We start from the raw sequence: 14,964 nt of genomic DNA on the forward strand, positions 1-14,964 counted from the left end.
ATGAGCCTCGCGCCGAAAAAATAATCCGCCATCATCGGCCGTGTATGTGAATTCGCGGTGAAGATCGCCGCGACGGGTTAAACACCCGCGTAAATCGGTTCAAAAAAAAGCCCGGCACGAAGCCGGGCTAACGGGGGTTCGGCGCATATCGGCAAAGGACCGGTTCACCATGCGCCAGAACGAAATCTAACAATCTGCATTTACAAGCGCAATCGATTAATTTTGCGGTCAATGTTACACGGCGTACGGATTACGCAATCCGTGAATCGGAAATGTCGGAATGAGACCGGCTAAATGCGCCGCGGCCGGGCTACTCGGCCCGCGAGGTCATTCAAACTGGATTGTCCGAGCCCCGCACCAGCCAATGTTCTTGGGCCATCGAGGAAAATGCCGGGAAAACAGCAGAGGAAAGACATCTGTCCGAATAACACTAACTCGTTCGGCAATAAGCCCGCTTTTGCTCGTGAAGATTAACTTGGTGCGGAAACGCACGTAACGTATCGATTAGTCGCGGCAACGGCTTCGGAATAAGCTTCGATATTTCATCACAACAAATTCGCGAATAGTGAAAGATTTAACATCGACAATTCCCCGACAATCTTGAAACCATTCAAACTCGCGTTTCAATTCGGAATATTCGGACGATTAATCGCGGCGCTGATTGGCGGCATGGCGCGTGCGCCGTCGTCGTTGAATCCGTCGGCATCCAGGTTCAGAATCCGACTCAGTCCGGCGATGCATAAAAGACCGCTCCGCGCGTTGCGCAGGCCCGCCATGCGGCTCGCCGGTCTGCGCCAATGGTTTATAGTGACGACCCCGTCCGACCCGCCTACTATGACTTCCAACGACGCCCCCCAAAGCCCCCTGTACGCGAAGCTGCTCGGCGAAACCGCCAAGATCGGCTGGAGCGAACTCGAACGTTTCTTTGCGCGCGGCATCCTGCTGCACGTCGCGCGCGACCTTGATCTCGTGAGCGTCGCCGAAGCGATCGCCAACGACGACACCACCCAGGTCGCCCAATGGTTGTCTTCGGGCCTCGTTGAGCGCGTGCAGTCGGAGACGGCCGCCGATTTCGCCGCGCGCGATCCCGAGCTGTGGGCAGTCGTCGTCTCGCCGTGGGTGTGCGTTCAGGAGCGCTCTTGAGCGACGCGAGGACGCCCGATGCCGGGACGCCCGACGGCGCGCCTTCCCAAACCGCCGCGCATTCAGCCAGCGGGCGGGCGCTGCCGGTACGCTGGCATCGCCGGGTGCTCGCGCTCGCGTTCCCGATCGTCCTCGCGAATCTGACGCAGCCGATCCTCGGCGCGGTCGATACCGCCGTCGCCGGTCATCTGGATAGCGCCTCCTACCTCGGCGGCGTTGCGCTCGGCGGGCTCTTCTTCAACTTCGTGTTCTGGGGCTTCGGCTTCCTGCGCATGGGCACCACCGGCCTCGTCGCGCAGGCGCACGGCGCGGCCCACGGCGACGAGCTGCGCAACAGCGTGGTGCGCGCACTGCTGATGGCGGCTGCGATCGGCGCGCTGGTGCTGCTCGTGCAGCAACCGCTGATCGACTACGCGCTGCGGGCGATCGGCGGCAGCGACGCGGTGCAGCGGCATGCGCAGGTGTATTGCCACGCGCGCATCTGGGCCGCGCCGCTCGCGCTCGGCAATTACGTGGTGCTGGGCTGGCTGCTCGGCACGCAGCGGGTGCGGCTCGCGTTGCTGTCGCAGGTGTTCATCAACAGCGTGAACATCGTCGCGGTGCTGCTGTACGTGTACGCGTTTCATTGGGGCGTGGCCAGCATCGGCGCGGCTACCGCGACTGCCGACGCGCTCGGCTTCTTGCTCGGCCTCGCGCTGCTATGGCACGGCAGGCCGCGCGGCCTGCCCGCGCTGAATCGCGCCGCGTTGTTCGACACCGCCGCGCTGAAGCGTCTCGTCGTGCTCAATCGCGACATCTTCGTGCGCACGCTGTGTCTGCTTTCGTCGTTCGGCTGGTTTGCGCATCTCGGCGCGCGGCAAGGCGACGCGACGCTCGCCGCGAACGCATTGCTGCTCAATTTTCAGACCTTCATGGCGTACGGGCTCGACGGTTTCGCGCATGCGGCCGAGGCGCTGGTCGGCGCGGCGATCGGCGCGCGCGATCGTCACGCGTTCGCGCAGGCGGTCAAGGTCACCGCGATGTGGTCGGCGCTCGGCGCGATCGGCTTCTCGTTCGTGTACTGGGGCGCGGGCGCATGGATCATCGAGCGGCTGACCGATCAGGCCGTCGTGCGCGCGGCGGCCGAAACCTATCTGCCGTGGGCGGCGCTGTCGCCGGTCATTTCGGTGTGGGGCTTCCTGCTCGACGGCGTGTTCATCGGCGCGACGCGCACGCGCGAACTGATGATGGCGATGGTGGTGTCGCTCGTGGTGTTCGTCGCGGCGTCGTCGGCATTGCTCTCGTGGCACGGCAATCACGGGCTGTGGATCGCGCTGCTGATCTTCATGGCCACGCGCGGCGCGACGCTCGCGCGCTACCTGCCGGGCGTGTCGCGAGGGATTGCGGCGGCGTAGTCGCGCGGTGCGGCGCGCCGCGCCCCGTTGGCTGTTCGGCGGACGACAGAACGTTACGGCTTGAAACAAGCGCATACATATCGCATAACGAGCGCGTCCTAGAATGTTTCCAGCCCGTGCTCTCCGCGCGAACAGTCGGCACGGGTCAGAAGTGCCGGCGTGCCCGCGCCGGTGCTTCGCTTTCCCCGCCCCTCCCTTTCCCGATCGTTTTCAATTCGACGAGCGCTCACTGTGCGACGGGCGCGGGCACCATGGCGGGCGGCCGATCGTCGGTTGGCACGCCGTGGTAGTCGGCGGGATCATGTGGCGGGCTGCCGCGATGCGCGGACGGATGGTCCGCACAGCCGGCGACGCCGGCGCACAACAGCAAGGCAACAGTCAGAACGCGGGTCATTTTGCAATCTTCTCCGGGACAAAGGGGATGGCGGAAGTCCGCCGGCGCGCCGAGAGTCTACCCGCAAAGCGCGTTCCGCGACGCCATCACGCCCGCTCGTGCCCCGCTCGTTCCATTTCGTGAGATTTCGCCAGACCTGCGCTACTATGGGTTCATGGCTGAACCTACCGGGAGACTGCCATGGACGGTGAATCGATCGCGGGCCTGATCGGGCTCGCAATAGGCTTGCTCGTGCTGGTGGCGTTGTCGATTTTCGAATCGCGGGCCTACCGGCGAGAACACGACGGCGAGGGCATGCTGCATCACTGGACGCATCAGCACCTGCATATGCCGCATTGGAGGCGTCCAAGGCACTGATGCGGGTGATCTTCGACTCGGACCGAGTCGGCTCTAGTCGCGGCACCGGCATATCGCAGTGCCTCAGTTGCGCGTCCGCTCGATGACGCGATGACCGGCGTTGCGGCGCATGTTTGCGCCGCGCGCGTCGTCGTCCGCTGCACGTGCGCAATACCTTTTCAGTTCCTTCGGCATACATACATCGAACGGTGACGCTACGCGCGTCGCCCCCTCTTTTTTCACCGTCGTCCAAGGCCTCGCCGCATCGATCTTCATCGGTGATGGGCACACGCCTTGCGGGTTCCGATCCAGCAACAGGCGCGCGATACGCGCGTCGATTGTCGCGGCGCGCGTGCGCCAAACCAGCGTGACGATGCGGCCAGCGATTTCGCGGCCCCTCGAAAAGGAGAACGCCATGACCGTCGGAACCATCCTGCTAATCGTGCTCATCCTGCTGTTGATCGGCGCATTGCCAAGCTGGCCGTATAGCAGCGGCTGGGGCTATCGACCGACTGGGCTTGTCGGCGTCGTGCTGATCGTCGTGATCATTCTGCTGTTGATGGGGCGAATATAGCTGACCGCCGAGCCAGCGCAAGCCAAGGCATTGACGCTCCTGTCCGTACCCCCTATACTCTCGGATTCGTCGGAGCGTAGCGCAGCCTGGTAGCGCATCTGATTTGGGATCAGAGGGTCGAAGGTTCGAATCCTTTCGCTCCGACCAATAGAATCAAGCATTTAGCCCAGCCCTAACCGGCTGGGCTTTTTGCTTTCTGAGTCCGTGTAGGCGCTGTGTAGGCAAATTCAATCGGCATTTGGCAACGCCTTCTCCACGGCTTACGGGACGCGTGGGAATGGTCTAGACCTGACCATCGTCCTCTTGCGGCGTGCAATACCGTCGCGTCATGCCGAGCGCCGTGGCTGGTTGACCCGTCCTCAAACGTGGTTCCGAGGTCGGGATATTCCCAGCGGCAACACCCGATGGTTGGGGTCGGGCCTTTGTCACGCCAGAGACAACCCGAACCCCATCGGCTCTTTTCAAGACTGTCTGGCAGCACAGGATAGTCGCAGCCTTAGGAACGAACCCGCACGGATCGCCCATCTTCACCCGAGGATGAAGTTGCCGCTCATTACCAGACAGCAGGGGTAGCAGATTTGCGCGTCGCCCGACGACGCATGAAGCCAGGATCACCGGCGACCTTTGTCATCACGTCCTGAACGGCTTCGGGCTGGCGCACAAGCGCGCGATTCTAGCACTCCGGGAAAACCCCCGGGAATTGGTCCGCTGCGCCTTGATAGCAGTCGCAAAAATCTGTTATCAAAAGCTATCACTTTCGCAAGCCGCTTTGTTTTCGGTCCGCGCGGCGTCAAGGCGCGGCCTTGCCGCGTACACTTGGCCCTTGCTCAACGCGACAAAGTTCGGCAGGGTGCAATCCGTTTCGGCGCTTGCCACATGTTCGCCGCAGCTGCATACGAGATTGGGGCCACACCGGCCTGTCATGCCGCAGCAGCCATATGTCCGCTCAATTAAGGGCGTGACGCTCAACCCGATCACGTCATCTTCCTGTACAAGCCAGCAGCCCGCGTAGGCTTGCCATACATCGCCGCGTTCCTTGATGGCAAACCCCGAGGGAAAGCAGGGCTCGCCCCATTTCCACGACTCGCCGCCGTGTGTGGTGTATTGCGACGCGTTCCCAACCGTCAAAACACGTGTAACTGGCGCGTTACAGCGGTTGCAGCGAAAACAGATGAGTTGCACACCCAGCTCGTTATGAGATTTCTCCATAGTGTCCTTTTGTCGGAGCGAGGGAACGACCGGCAAGGTCAAACCCGATGGCAGTGATCCATCAGGCCCGTTCGTCGCTCCCCTGCCGTGTGAAGTAGTCGTCGATGATGGCACGCACCTCAATTCGCAGACGGCCATCAGCTTTCGTCAGTACCTCCAGCAATAGCCGTTTCTCGCGCATGTAGACTGCTGCGAACTGCGGGTCGCGGGCCTCGACGGTACGCAGGTTCGATATGAGATCAGCCGCCTTGATGGTCTGCGCCGCAGCTGATGCATGTGCCGTATGCCTCCGGTCCAGTGCCTTTCGCGTGGCCCGGTCGCCGTCATCAGGTGTTGATATTGCGGTCAGCTCGCTCACAAGTCTCCCGACGCATACACCGAACTCCGCTTCGATCAATGCCAGCGGAACGGCGGTGTCCTCGACCGTATCGTGCAGCCAGGCGGCGGCGACCATTTCCGCCGTTACACCCGGCACCCGTGTCACCAGTTCGGCTACCTCAGCCAGATGCGTCGCATAAGGCTCGCCCACGTATTTGCGCCGCTGGTCAATGGCGGCGTGCGCACCAAGCGCAAACGCTCGCGCTCGGTCTATCAGCGCGAAATCCCGGTCTTTGTTTTTGTCGTTTTCCTTCATCGTCATCCTCAATCAAACGGTCACGTCTACGCATCAGCACGGCCCTTCTGGAACAGCGCCGCCCGATGATGGAAGCGTGGGCGCGGCACATCTTGTCGCTGTAATCGTTGCAGTCGCATCAATGAAAAACCCCGCCGAAGCGGGGCATGGTTCGCGTGCTTACGGGTTGATACTGTAACTTTGTACGAGGCGTAACTCGGGGATCGTCGCAGATCCATGCGCAGCTACCGGTATTCGTCAATCTCGACCGTCCCACCCATTGCTTCCATCATGGTGCGAATATCGTCGGGCACATCAGGTACGCGGTCGCCGCTCTCGTTGTCCCAGTAACAGAAGAAACGCATATGCGCGCCAGTGCGCTTAAGCAATTCCGGTAAATCTGATCGCGGTAGTGTCAAGTATTCAACAAGATAGCGAAGATGAGGCGTTAGTTGGTCGCTCGTGACTGCCTGCTCACTCGACACGCTCCATGTGCCTTGCCGCCAAGGGGTGCTGCTCATCTTGCCGGATGGCATTAACTTTGGTTGCCCTTTGGCTCCAGCGCGAGACGGTGATACGCCGAAATAGTCCGTCCAGAATTCGGGCGGCTCGGTGTCTTGGTAGATCGTGAACGATGCGTAGGCGAGTTGGTGTTTGGGTGCCATATTATTTCTCTCAAGGTGTCCAGCTATGCATGTTATCGATGATCGCGCCTCTGAACTCGACACCCCCATCGTCGTGCCAAATAACGTTGTCGTCCCCGCGCAATCGATTGTCCTCTTTCATCATGTGAATCATCTTGCCAAACGTCTTGCGGTCATACCCTAGCATTTTCGCTGCGTAGTCCGGATTGTTCGTGCTCGCGGCAAGTTCTTCGGTATCACCGCTCACTGTATCCGGCTGATACGTGAACCCCTGCGCGTTACCGAGGTTCTGCGGCGGGGTTCGTGAGCGTCCGCGACAAGTGCATGCCTGTGCGTAACCCAGGGCTTTGACCATGTCGTAACCGGATTTCATCTTGCGAACCCTGTCAAACGGAAAGAACTCGCCGGTCTCGACGTTCAGGGCTTGTGCAGACGGCATCGGCGGGAACTTGGAATAGATCGAATAGGTGATCTTGCAAAGGTCACAGACCTCCTCGTCCGTCGTCTGCGCTCCAGTGCCTTTCTGACTTTGTTCTTCCATTGCACTCCTCAAGAGTTTTCAGGCGATACCCCGCGAATTAACCATCGAAACGGACGAGGGTCAAACGCTTTAAATCGGGATAAGCCCGTTTTGACAATTATTTGCGACTGTGTCGGACATCTCGATTTCTATTGCATATTCCTGCTCGCGCAGGACGAAAAAACGGCGGCATTGTGCCGCCGTTATCGTCAGGGATCGAAACGGGTTAGTGTTGCGTCCATGAAGCGTCCATCGCCGCCAGTTTCGCGTTCACGCCTTGCGCAGCGTCAGCGAGAATCGCTGCCGCGTCTTCCGATGACAGTTGGCGCTGGGGAAGCCCCTTTGCGTCGAGCGCAAGCACGGTGAACAATTCCTGATCGCAGCAGTTAGCCTGGTAGTAGCTCTGGCCGGTCTGGATCATGATCTCCAGCAGGTTCCTGTGTTCGTGTCTTTCCTCGACAGTCACAGCAGGACTCCTGAACATCGAGGTCGCAAGCGTAATCAGGTGTCGGAGTTGCTGACCCTGCCGGTCGCAGGCGTGGAAGGCGGCAAGCGCGAGCTGTTCATACCGGAGAGCGTCCACAGGGGGACGGGCGGGAGACTGCTTTGTGGTTGGTTTGGTCATACGCTGTCCTGATTATCGTGAAGGATCGCCCGGACACATAGGGAGGCAGGTGAGCGGGCACGATAGCAAGGTTGGCAGACCGGTCCTGCAACCACAACCGGCAGACCCGAAGGTCTCCCCACCACGGCCCGCCCATTGGCAATGGACGTGCAGAGGTAGCGCACGACCTGCCTGAACAGGTGTGCGGGTTGCAGGATTTCAGGCTGCCAAGCCTGAGCCGTCGCTGTTTCGACGGCGCTTTGATTATAAACGTATGCAGAAAAGCTTAGTGCGCTTTCGTGTTGGTGAACTGTCAAATAGGATCGCTGAGCAAGTCACAAGCGCTTCACGCGCTTTTTGCACTCGCGCAACAAGGCATTCAGTTCGCGCAGTTGGCTCCGCCAGCGCGCGCTCATCATGCCGTGCGCGGTCGCATTGCCGGCGGATACCGCTTTACCCGCCTCGGTGCGCGGCCCCGTCGAGCTTTCCCACGGCTTCCACCGCCTTATCGCTTCGGCCTGCTTTGCCCGTTGCTCCGGTGTCCAGTGTCGTTTCGCCATTGCCGCTCGCTAATAGTTCGTTCGAAGGATTCGCGGAATTTTCCGCGCGCGCGTGAGGGTCGGGCGGCGCGCCGCCATTGCTGCCGTTGTTCACCTGCTGCGGGCCGTTCGCGATGTTCGCCTGTTTCACGAAGGCCACCGGACGCGGGTTCTTGATCTCCGTCAGCGCTTCGAGCGTCGCGCGGCTCTGTGCCTGCGCTTTCAGCGCCAGTGACAGATGCGCCTGAAACTGGTTCAGGTATTCGGAGAAAGCGGCCTTGCGCGCGCACTGGTTGAAAATCATGTCGAGCGTGTTGGCCTGGGCGATCAGCATCGCCTCGACGCCGGACATATCGCCGCCCTTCACGGCGTTGATCCGGGCGCGCAGTTCGCCCACGTAGGCGGTCAGGTCCACGCCCTCACCAAAGATACCCTCGGCGTACTTGCGGCCCGTCACGGCCCCGCGAACGACCGGGCTGGCCGCAATCATCGCATCGCGCTTTACCGGGTCGTCGTACTGACTCCCCGACAGCCCCAGCGCTGCCGGGTTGCGTTTTGGTGGCGGCGCGCTTGCTGCTTCCTTTGTCGCCTTCCTTTTCGCCACCATGTCACGGCCTCCGTTTGCAGCTTCGCGACGTCCCCACGCATGAGCCGCCGCAGCCTGGGCACCCGTGCCGGTCGTCCAGGCCTTCGAGCTTCCACGAGCGCGCCGCCAGCAGTGCGCGCGCCTCGGCCTCGGCGCGGCACTCGATCACCTTCGCATTGAAGTATTCGACGTTCGGCAACAGGTCCGCCAACGGACCATTGGCGGCGCGGCCCAGCGTGTCGGCATGGCGCTCGCGGGTCCAGCCTTCCGCGCGCGCCAGCTCGTCAATCATCGCGAACAGTTCGGCGCGCAGCCGCCGCACATTGTCCGCCGCAAGATACGGCCCCCAAGGCAGATACGCGCCGCCGTGCGGGTCGATCAAAGCCCCGGCGCAATCGTCCGGTACGGCTTGCGGATCGCTGGCGGCTTCCCCGGCTAACAGCGTGCCAGCGGCGGGCTCCCTCGCGCCTTCGCTGCGTTCCAGCAGATACGCCATGACCTCGGGCTTGTGGGCGGCAAGTTCCGGCTTGATCGTTGCCACTGCGCGCGCCGGTCCCTCGATGCCGATGCGCTCCCCCTCGATTGACAACGAGACGCCTAGGGCGGCGGCGCGCTCCACGATATCGGCGGCACTCATACCGAATCCTGAACACGGTCATCGTCGTCGGGTGGGTCGTTTTTCTCCGAAGAACCCGACTCCTGCGGCATGTCCCCTTCGGCAGAACCGTCCAAAGGGACAGACCGTAAAGCCACGCCGGGGCCGAAGGGGACAGCCGGCCCCGAAGGGGACATCGTATTTTGTTCAGTCTCCTTCGTGTCCCCTTCGGAATCTGTCCTCTTCGGTAGCGCCCATTGCCACCCCTCTTTCATGCTCAGCTTGCGCGTCTCGACGCCGAGCCGCGACGCCGCGCGCTGCATGGTCTTCCAGTTGAACCCCGCGCCGTCAGCATCCGCTTTCAGTTCACGCGCCCTCACCGGGCCGTCTGCAAGCAGACCGCGCAAGAGTGCTTCCGCCTCGGCCTGTTCGGTTTTCGCTTCGTCGTCCTGCTGCTCGACTTCGCCCAGGATATCGCGGGCGCTGCCGTCGATGCGCTCGCCCCAGGCAATGTGCTGTCCAATGATCCCAGCCTGAACCTCGACGCGCTCCAGCGTGTAGGCGAACCCGCCATCGTCCGCTGCAATGTTGGACTTCGCGCGGGCCAGAATCCGGCGTTCCGCGCCGTCGTCCTTCGCCGTCACCAGCACCATGCGCGCGAGTGCGCCAAACGCCTGTGAGCCGATCACGCGCTCTACAGGAGCCTTGCCGGACGATCCCTTGGCAAAGTGCGAGATGCCGATCACCGCGCAGCCGTGACGCGCCGCCAGATCAACCAGCGGTTGCAGGTCGCGGCGAACATCGTTAGCGCGGTGCGCGTCGCCACCAATGGCACTCACGACCGGATCGACGATCAGCAGCCGCGCGCCGCCCATGCTCGCCATGCGTTCGCTCAACAGCGGCATGTCGCGCGCCGGATCGAAGGGCACGAGTTCGCCGCCGGTCTTCGCCACGTTGCGGACAAGATGAATCCTCGACAGGTCCGCATCAGCGGCCATCAGGCGCGGCACCAACGTATCGCTCGCGTCGTCCTCACTGCTCCAGATCAGCACCTGGCCGGGGTGCGCACACGCGGTCCCGTCCGGCCACGCGCCCCCACGCGAGACGACGGCGGCCAGATCGAGTGCGAGTGTGGTCTTGCCGGTCCCCGACGCGCCCGCCAGTATGGTGAGCTTGCCTGCTGGCAACCAGTCCGGCCACAGCCACGTCACCGGCTGCGGCGTCACGTCTGCCGCGCATTGCAGCAGTACCGAGTCGGCGGGCGGCTCGGCACCGGCCCTGCCGTTTAATGGCGCAGCATGGGCAGTCGCCTTCGCCGCCTCTGCGTTCGCCGTCGCGAGTCGTTGCTTGCCAAGCTCGATCTGTTCGCGGCGGTTTTCGTTGAACTCGATCACTTCGGCGGCGCGCATCACATCAGCTTCGCTCCAGCGGCGATTATTCATAACGCCCCCTTGCGCGAACGCCGCGTGATCGCCGCCCACAGCGACGCGCGCGCGTTCTCCTCAATCCATTCGTGGTGTTCGCGCCATTCGTGCGGCATCATGCATGACTCGCAGCGCTGCAACTCCCTGTCGATCAGGTATTCGAAGCGCACAAGAAACGCCTCGGCGTCACGGCGGCGCGATCCCCGTACGGCGGCGCGGTGTTCCTGTTCGCGGACCTTCGGCGCTGAGGCCGCTTCGCTGCGCGCCGCCAATGTCGCCGGGCGGCGCGCTTGGACATTGGGCTGTGCGCCGCGCCACCGTGTCCAGAATGCAGCGCGGGCGGCGGCGAGCGCTTCGGCGTCGTCAGGCGGTGACGTCTGCGGTTCAATGGCTGCCGTATCCATTACGCGCCCCCTGTGAGCAGCTTCTGGATATCCGCGACCTTCCACGCAAGACGTCCATTGATGCGAATGGGGCGGATAGGGCCGTTTTCCAGACAGGCCCACTTACGCAGGGTCTGCGGGCGGCGGTTCAGGGCGACAGCAGCGGCCTCGGTCGTCAGGATGGCCTCAATGCCGTGTGCAACAGGGATGGTTTGCAGGGTGTTCATGTCAACGTCCAGTCGGGCCTTTCGCGGCGGTCCCTGGACGTTGATAACGTGCCGAATTCGTCTCAACGTCCGAAGGTTTCCGCCGTGGTCGGCCTGATGCTTCGGCGTTGATAGTTTCGAGTGGGGCGCTAGTGGTGACGCAAGAGTGGGAAGTGGGGTATTTGAAGTGGTGAGGTGGGGTATTTTTACCCCACTACCTCCGGGCGAACTTCTCGCGGTCCCTGATTGACACGCGTCCGGCCTTGCTCGCCTCCTTCCAGGCTTCGTTAAACGAGGAGTCGCCCGTTCCGAACAGCGCTACGTCCTCAGATTTGCAGCGCTCCCGGATTGCCTTCTTCCCGCCGGTCGGAATTGCATTGCGCTGATAATCGAGCGCGTCGGCAGCGCGCTCGATAGCCCTGATCTGGCGTTCGCGCCTGGACAAACGCGCATCACCGATACCGCTCCCGACAACAACGTCTGTCGCCACCTCGGCGCGCGGCTGTGGCCTAACTTCCGGCGCGGGCGGCACATGCTCGATATCAATGCGCAACCGGCTTTCCCGCAGAACCCCGAAAATCAGGCGGGGATAGAAACCAAACTCAGGCGACAGGCTACTGCCTGTCTGCAACGCCATGACGTAGCCCGCGACCCCCAGCAGGCCAGCACTGAGCACATCAACGCCGGCAATCCGTTGCAGATAAAGCTGGGCACGATTCGCGTCGAACCCCGTGGCAGGCTGTACCCCGTTCAATGCATCGCGCGTGATCCAGTCCGGGGCGCTGCCCGACTCCCTGAATGCCCTGTGTAGCAGCCTTGCGGCCTGCGACGGATCACAGGCGGGAATAACCACGCACATGCGACGCAGTACCTCGTTCACGTGGATGAAATTGGACTCGCCTGCGCTCAGAATTTCAGCGGCGGTAAGGGGGACTGGCGGTAGCAGCTTGGCCCGTTCAGCCAGCCCGGCGTCCTCGATCAGCCCCGCCTGCACCAGCACAATCCCGGTCTCCTGGGCTGCATTGCCGGGGTTCTTTTGTGAATCGAGCCATTCAAGCAGGGCTGCGGTCGCAACCGTTGTCAGATGCGGGTCAACCGGCGCGACCGGATTGCCTGTGATGCGATTGAGTTCCGGCCTGATATCGGCCTTCAGCTTCCCGCTCGTCACCGCGCGAACCAGAAGCCGCCGCGCCTCATCGGCTCCCCACTTACGCACAAGCAGCAGACTTTCGGCTTGCGCAAGCGTGAGAACATCGCGTTGCTTCAACTCACACACCCAGTCTTCAAGACGTGTCATGTGCCCCTCCAGCACGCCCTTCGGAAGGGCCCTGCCAGGCCGGGAAGGGAACCGGCTTTTCGCTCCGTCGAGCTAGACAGGGACATCGCGAATTATGCCTGCGTCCAGCGAGCTGCAGACTACCGGCTCTAGCTGACGGCTTGCAGGCCGCTCTTCCCCTCTTCGGCCTTGAACTCGATGCCAGCCTCTTCCAGCATCCACGCCTCGATGCGGCAATGCCACAGACGCAGCAGATCGAGCGGACGGCGACGGTAGTGTTTCTCGGCAATGGCGCTTGGCTTGTGGCCCTGAATTTGCGCAACCACGCCAACCGGGCATTCCACCCATTCAGACAGCGTGCCGAACGAGCGGCGCAGGCCGTGCAACGAGATATGCGGCAGGCCTGCCGCACGCAGCGCCTTGGCGTGGGCAATGCGCGGCTCGGCCAGCTTGCCGTCCTTGGCGGTCCGGCTACTGAATACCCACGGCGACGGCTCCCACTTCTCGCCGCGCGCTTCCATGCGCGTTAATGCCCGGACATTGGGCGGCGTGTCGTTACGCCGCTTCAGGTCAAGCAGCAGCGACGCCACATAGGGCGGCAACGGCACCACGCGCCCCTCGCTCTCCACCTTGTCCGACAGGCTAAGGCTCCCCCAGCGGAAATCGACGTCGGTCCACCGCAGCGCGGCCAGTTCCTCGCGGCGCGGTCCAACCAGCAGCAACGTTTGCAGGTAAGCAGCGATAACCGGATTCCCGATCTTGCGCATGCCATCGAACCACGCGCGCAACTGTTCGCGTTGCAGGCAATCGCCTTCGCGCGCCTTCGGGGAAGGTACGGCCTCCTTGACGGCTCTTGCTCGGTAAGCATCGGCGGGCACAAGAGACTGATACGCCGAGGTGTCCTCACACCACCGGATGAACGCTCGCAGTAAGCGATACGCAAGGGCAGCCAAAGCCGGTCGATCAGAAAGATGTTCGAGCCATTTGGCGATCCGCTCGCCGGTCAGTTCCGGCAGGCGCAGCATCATCAGTTCGGCGAGTGGCCCAGCTTGCGTGACACCGTTGCCGCGCTTCTTCTTGATACCACCAGTTGCTGCCAGCCGCACATGTTCAAGCATATGTCGTTCGCCCCACGCCTTTTCGACGCCACGCTGCTGGCGGTCCTTCTGATAGGCAAGATAGGCCTTCCACGCGTCGTCTACCGTCGCCTCACGCCGTTGCGCCGCCTCGCGCTTCGCGTCGGCGGCGGCGCGCTGCAGGGCTTCCTGTTCGCGCGGGTCGGTGCCCTTGTCGATCAGCACGCGCAGGTCGGCGGCATGCTGGCGGGCGTCCTCCAGCTTCCAGTTGGCAGGATCGCCGATGGTGCAGCGGATCGTGCGGCCGTGCAGGCGACCTTCGACAATGTAGGCTCGCGCGCCTGCCGAGGTGACCCGCAGGCCGAAGCCGCGCGTCTTGGCGTCGTACAGAATGGCCTGCTGTTTGCCGGGTTCGCACTGGAAGGCGGCGACGCGCGCCGCCGTGAGATTGGTTTTTGCCATTGGGGTTGCCTGAGAGTTCGGGGTGGCCGTGTAGGCGTCATGTAGGCAAATTCTATGGCAATCAAGCAATCTCGATCAACACAAAAATCAGATGGTTTTGCTTAAATCCCTTATACAGCCGGCAATTCTTTGCCTACATGAACACCAATCAACAAGCCGAAATATTAAAACGCACTGATTTGGGATCAGAGGGTCAAGGTTGGTCGAAGGTTCGAATCCTTTCGCTCCGACCACGAAAAGCAAGTCGAAACCCGCGAAGCCTCCGGCTTCGCGGGTTTTTGCTTTTTTGGCCCGCGCTCACCCGGACGCTGACAGCCAATCCATCAGGCACTCGCCTTGCAAATCATCATCCGTGCATGCGACAGTGCTTGCGCACGTACCTCGCTGCGAAGACGCGCAAACCCGCCGCAATGCCTTCCTAGGCCGCTCAAAAGGAGACTCTCATGGACCTGATCCTCTGGCGTCACGCCGAAGCAGAAGATGTCGCCTCGAGCGATCTCGCCCGCGCGCTCACGACGCGCGGCCGCAAGCAGGCGCAGAACGCCGCGAAATGGCTTCGCGCGCGCCTACCCGAGGACGCGGTCGTCCTCGCGAGCCCCGCCGTGCGCACGATCCAGACCGCCGAGACGTTGAGCGACCAGTATCGCGTCGTGCGCGAACTCGCGCCGAACGCGAGCGCGAACGATGTCCTCGAAGCGGCCGGCTGGCCCGGCGGCATCGCGCAGACCGTGGTGATCGTCGGCCATCAACCGACGCTCGGCCACGTCGCCGCGCAACTGCTCGGCGACAGCCGCGCGAGCTGGCCGCTGAAAAAAGCGGGCATCTGGTGGATCGAGAGCCGTGAGCGCCACGGCGAAGAGGAGGCGGTGTTGCGCGCCGCCATCAGTCCCGATCTGATCTGAGCGCGCGCGTCGCGCGACGCATCCGACTTTACGGGCACGCACGCGAGGGCTTACGGGCAGTCATCCAATCGTCACAGCTTTGCC

Annotated in this window: 20 protein-coding genes and 1 tRNA gene; 6 read left to right on the forward strand and 15 right to left on the reverse strand. The window is 62.5% G+C overall.

Going from position 1 to position 14,964, the window contains the following annotated elements; genetic code table 11:
* Positions 1-623: 623 nt before the first annotated feature.
* A complete protein-coding gene (locus tag VSR82_RS04085; protein ID WP_368585259.1) occupies positions 624-776 on the reverse strand; it encodes a hypothetical protein in 153 nt (50 codons plus the stop codon).
* Positions 777-834: 58 nt separating this feature from the next.
* Here VSR82_RS04085 and VSR82_RS04090 point away from each other — a divergent pair, with 58 nt between their 5' ends.
* Positions 835-1,143, forward strand: a complete 309-nt coding sequence (locus VSR82_RS04090; protein WP_013089991.1) for a DUF2288 domain-containing protein — start codon at positions 835-837, stop codon at positions 1,141-1,143.
* The gene (locus VSR82_RS04095; protein WP_429458548.1) at positions 1,140-2,537 is read left to right on the forward strand and encodes an MATE family efflux transporter; all 1,398 of its coding nucleotides are present in this window, start codon (positions 1,140-1,142) and stop codon (positions 2,535-2,537) included. The genes VSR82_RS04090 and VSR82_RS04095 overlap by 4 nt, the downstream gene beginning before the upstream one ends.
* Positions 2,538-2,763: 226 nt before the next feature.
* Here the strand turns inward: VSR82_RS04095 and VSR82_RS04100 are convergent, their stop codons facing one another.
* Positions 2,764-2,931 (reverse strand): hypothetical protein, encoded by a 168-nt coding sequence (locus VSR82_RS04100; protein ID WP_429458546.1) that lies wholly within the window; start codon positions 2,929-2,931, stop codon positions 2,764-2,766.
* A gap of 180 nt (positions 2,932-3,111) precedes the next feature.
* On the opposite strand from VSR82_RS04100, the gene VSR82_RS04105 reads away from it, so the two are divergent.
* Complete coding sequence (locus tag VSR82_RS04105; RefSeq protein WP_368585256.1) at positions 3,112-3,288, forward strand: hypothetical protein; 177 nt, start codon at positions 3,112-3,114, stop codon at positions 3,286-3,288.
* 63 nt (positions 3,289-3,351) lie between these two features.
* Here the strand turns inward: VSR82_RS04105 and VSR82_RS04110 are convergent, their stop codons facing one another.
* Positions 3,352-3,543 (reverse strand): hypothetical protein, encoded by a 192-nt coding sequence (locus tag VSR82_RS04110; protein WP_429458544.1) that lies wholly within the window; start codon positions 3,541-3,543, stop codon positions 3,352-3,354.
* Positions 3,544-3,682: 139 nt separating this feature from the next.
* Between VSR82_RS04110 and VSR82_RS04115 the strand changes: the two genes are divergently transcribed.
* Together VSR82_RS04115 and VSR82_RS04120 are read left to right on the forward strand one after the other, a co-directional pair.
* Positions 3,683-3,841 carry a DUF3309 family protein gene (locus tag VSR82_RS04115; RefSeq protein WP_176105549.1) on the forward strand — a complete coding sequence of 53 codons (159 nt, stop codon included), beginning with the start codon at positions 3,683-3,685 and terminating at the stop codon, positions 3,839-3,841.
* A 70-nt stretch (positions 3,842-3,911) separates the two neighbouring features.
* A tRNA-Pro gene (locus VSR82_RS04120) sits at positions 3,912-3,988 on the forward strand.
* 594 nt (positions 3,989-4,582) lie between these two features.
* On the opposite strand, the gene VSR82_RS04125 is transcribed toward VSR82_RS04120, so the two are convergent.
* The 12 genes from VSR82_RS04125 to VSR82_RS04180 form a co-directional block, all read right to left on the reverse strand.
* The gene (locus VSR82_RS04125) at positions 4,583-5,050 is read right to left on the reverse strand and encodes a hypothetical protein (protein WP_429458543.1); all 468 of its coding nucleotides are present in this window, start codon (positions 5,048-5,050) and stop codon (positions 4,583-4,585) included.
* Between the two features lie 61 nt (positions 5,051-5,111).
* Positions 5,112-5,684 (reverse strand): HD domain-containing protein, encoded by a 573-nt coding sequence (locus tag VSR82_RS04130; RefSeq protein ID WP_429458542.1) that lies wholly within the window; start codon positions 5,682-5,684, stop codon positions 5,112-5,114.
* 224 nt (positions 5,685-5,908) lie between these two features.
* Positions 5,909-6,328 (reverse strand): DUF4279 domain-containing protein, encoded by a 420-nt coding sequence (locus VSR82_RS04135; RefSeq protein ID WP_429458541.1) that lies wholly within the window; start codon positions 6,326-6,328, stop codon positions 5,909-5,911.
* A gap of 10 nt (positions 6,329-6,338) precedes the next feature.
* Positions 6,339-6,848, reverse strand: coding sequence for a hypothetical protein (locus tag VSR82_RS04140; protein ID WP_429458539.1), 510 nt, complete (start codon positions 6,846-6,848; stop codon positions 6,339-6,341).
* A 205-nt stretch (positions 6,849-7,053) separates the two neighbouring features.
* Positions 7,054-7,452 carry a hypothetical protein gene (locus VSR82_RS04145; RefSeq protein ID WP_429458537.1) on the reverse strand — a complete coding sequence of 133 codons (399 nt, stop codon included), beginning with the start codon at positions 7,450-7,452 and terminating at the stop codon, positions 7,054-7,056.
* Between the two features lie 432 nt (positions 7,453-7,884).
* Positions 7,885-8,577, reverse strand: coding sequence for a hypothetical protein (locus VSR82_RS04150; RefSeq protein ID WP_498857500.1), 693 nt, complete (start codon positions 8,575-8,577; stop codon positions 7,885-7,887).
* 1 nt (position 8,578) lies between these two features.
* Entirely contained in the window at positions 8,579-9,193 is a 615-nt protein-coding gene (locus tag VSR82_RS04155) for a hypothetical protein (protein WP_429458533.1), read from the reverse strand.
* Positions 9,190-10,593 carry an AAA family ATPase gene (locus VSR82_RS04160; protein ID WP_429458531.1) on the reverse strand — a complete coding sequence of 468 codons (1,404 nt, stop codon included), beginning with the start codon at positions 10,591-10,593 and terminating at the stop codon, positions 9,190-9,192. The genes VSR82_RS04155 and VSR82_RS04160 overlap by 4 nt, the downstream gene beginning before the upstream one ends.
* Complete coding sequence (locus VSR82_RS04165) at positions 10,590-10,979, reverse strand: hypothetical protein (RefSeq protein WP_429458529.1); 390 nt, start codon at positions 10,977-10,979, stop codon at positions 10,590-10,592. The genes VSR82_RS04160 and VSR82_RS04165 overlap by 4 nt, the downstream gene beginning before the upstream one ends.
* Positions 10,979-11,185 (reverse strand): helix-turn-helix domain-containing protein, encoded by a 207-nt coding sequence (locus VSR82_RS04170; RefSeq protein WP_429458527.1) that lies wholly within the window; start codon positions 11,183-11,185, stop codon positions 10,979-10,981. The genes VSR82_RS04165 and VSR82_RS04170 overlap by 1 nt, the downstream gene beginning before the upstream one ends.
* Positions 11,186-11,378: 193 nt before the next feature.
* Positions 11,379-12,461: a hypothetical protein gene (locus VSR82_RS04175; RefSeq protein ID WP_429458525.1), complete on the reverse strand. Its 1,083-nt coding sequence runs from the start codon at positions 12,459-12,461 to the stop codon at positions 11,379-11,381.
* 128 nt (positions 12,462-12,589) lie between these two features.
* Entirely contained in the window at positions 12,590-13,978 is a 1,389-nt protein-coding gene (locus VSR82_RS04180) for an integrase arm-type DNA-binding domain-containing protein (RefSeq protein WP_429458523.1), read from the reverse strand.
* A gap of 443 nt (positions 13,979-14,421) precedes the next feature.
* Between VSR82_RS04180 and VSR82_RS04185 the strand changes: the two genes are divergently transcribed.
* Positions 14,422-14,880: a SixA phosphatase family protein gene (locus VSR82_RS04185; RefSeq protein WP_368585253.1), complete on the forward strand. Its 459-nt coding sequence runs from the start codon at positions 14,422-14,424 to the stop codon at positions 14,878-14,880.
* Positions 14,881-14,964 lie beyond the last annotated feature (84 nt).

The sequence above is a fragment of the Burkholderia sp. JPY481 genome, assembly GCF_038900515.1.
Lineage (GTDB): Bacteria > Pseudomonadota > Gammaproteobacteria > Burkholderiales > Burkholderiaceae > Paraburkholderia > Paraburkholderia youngii.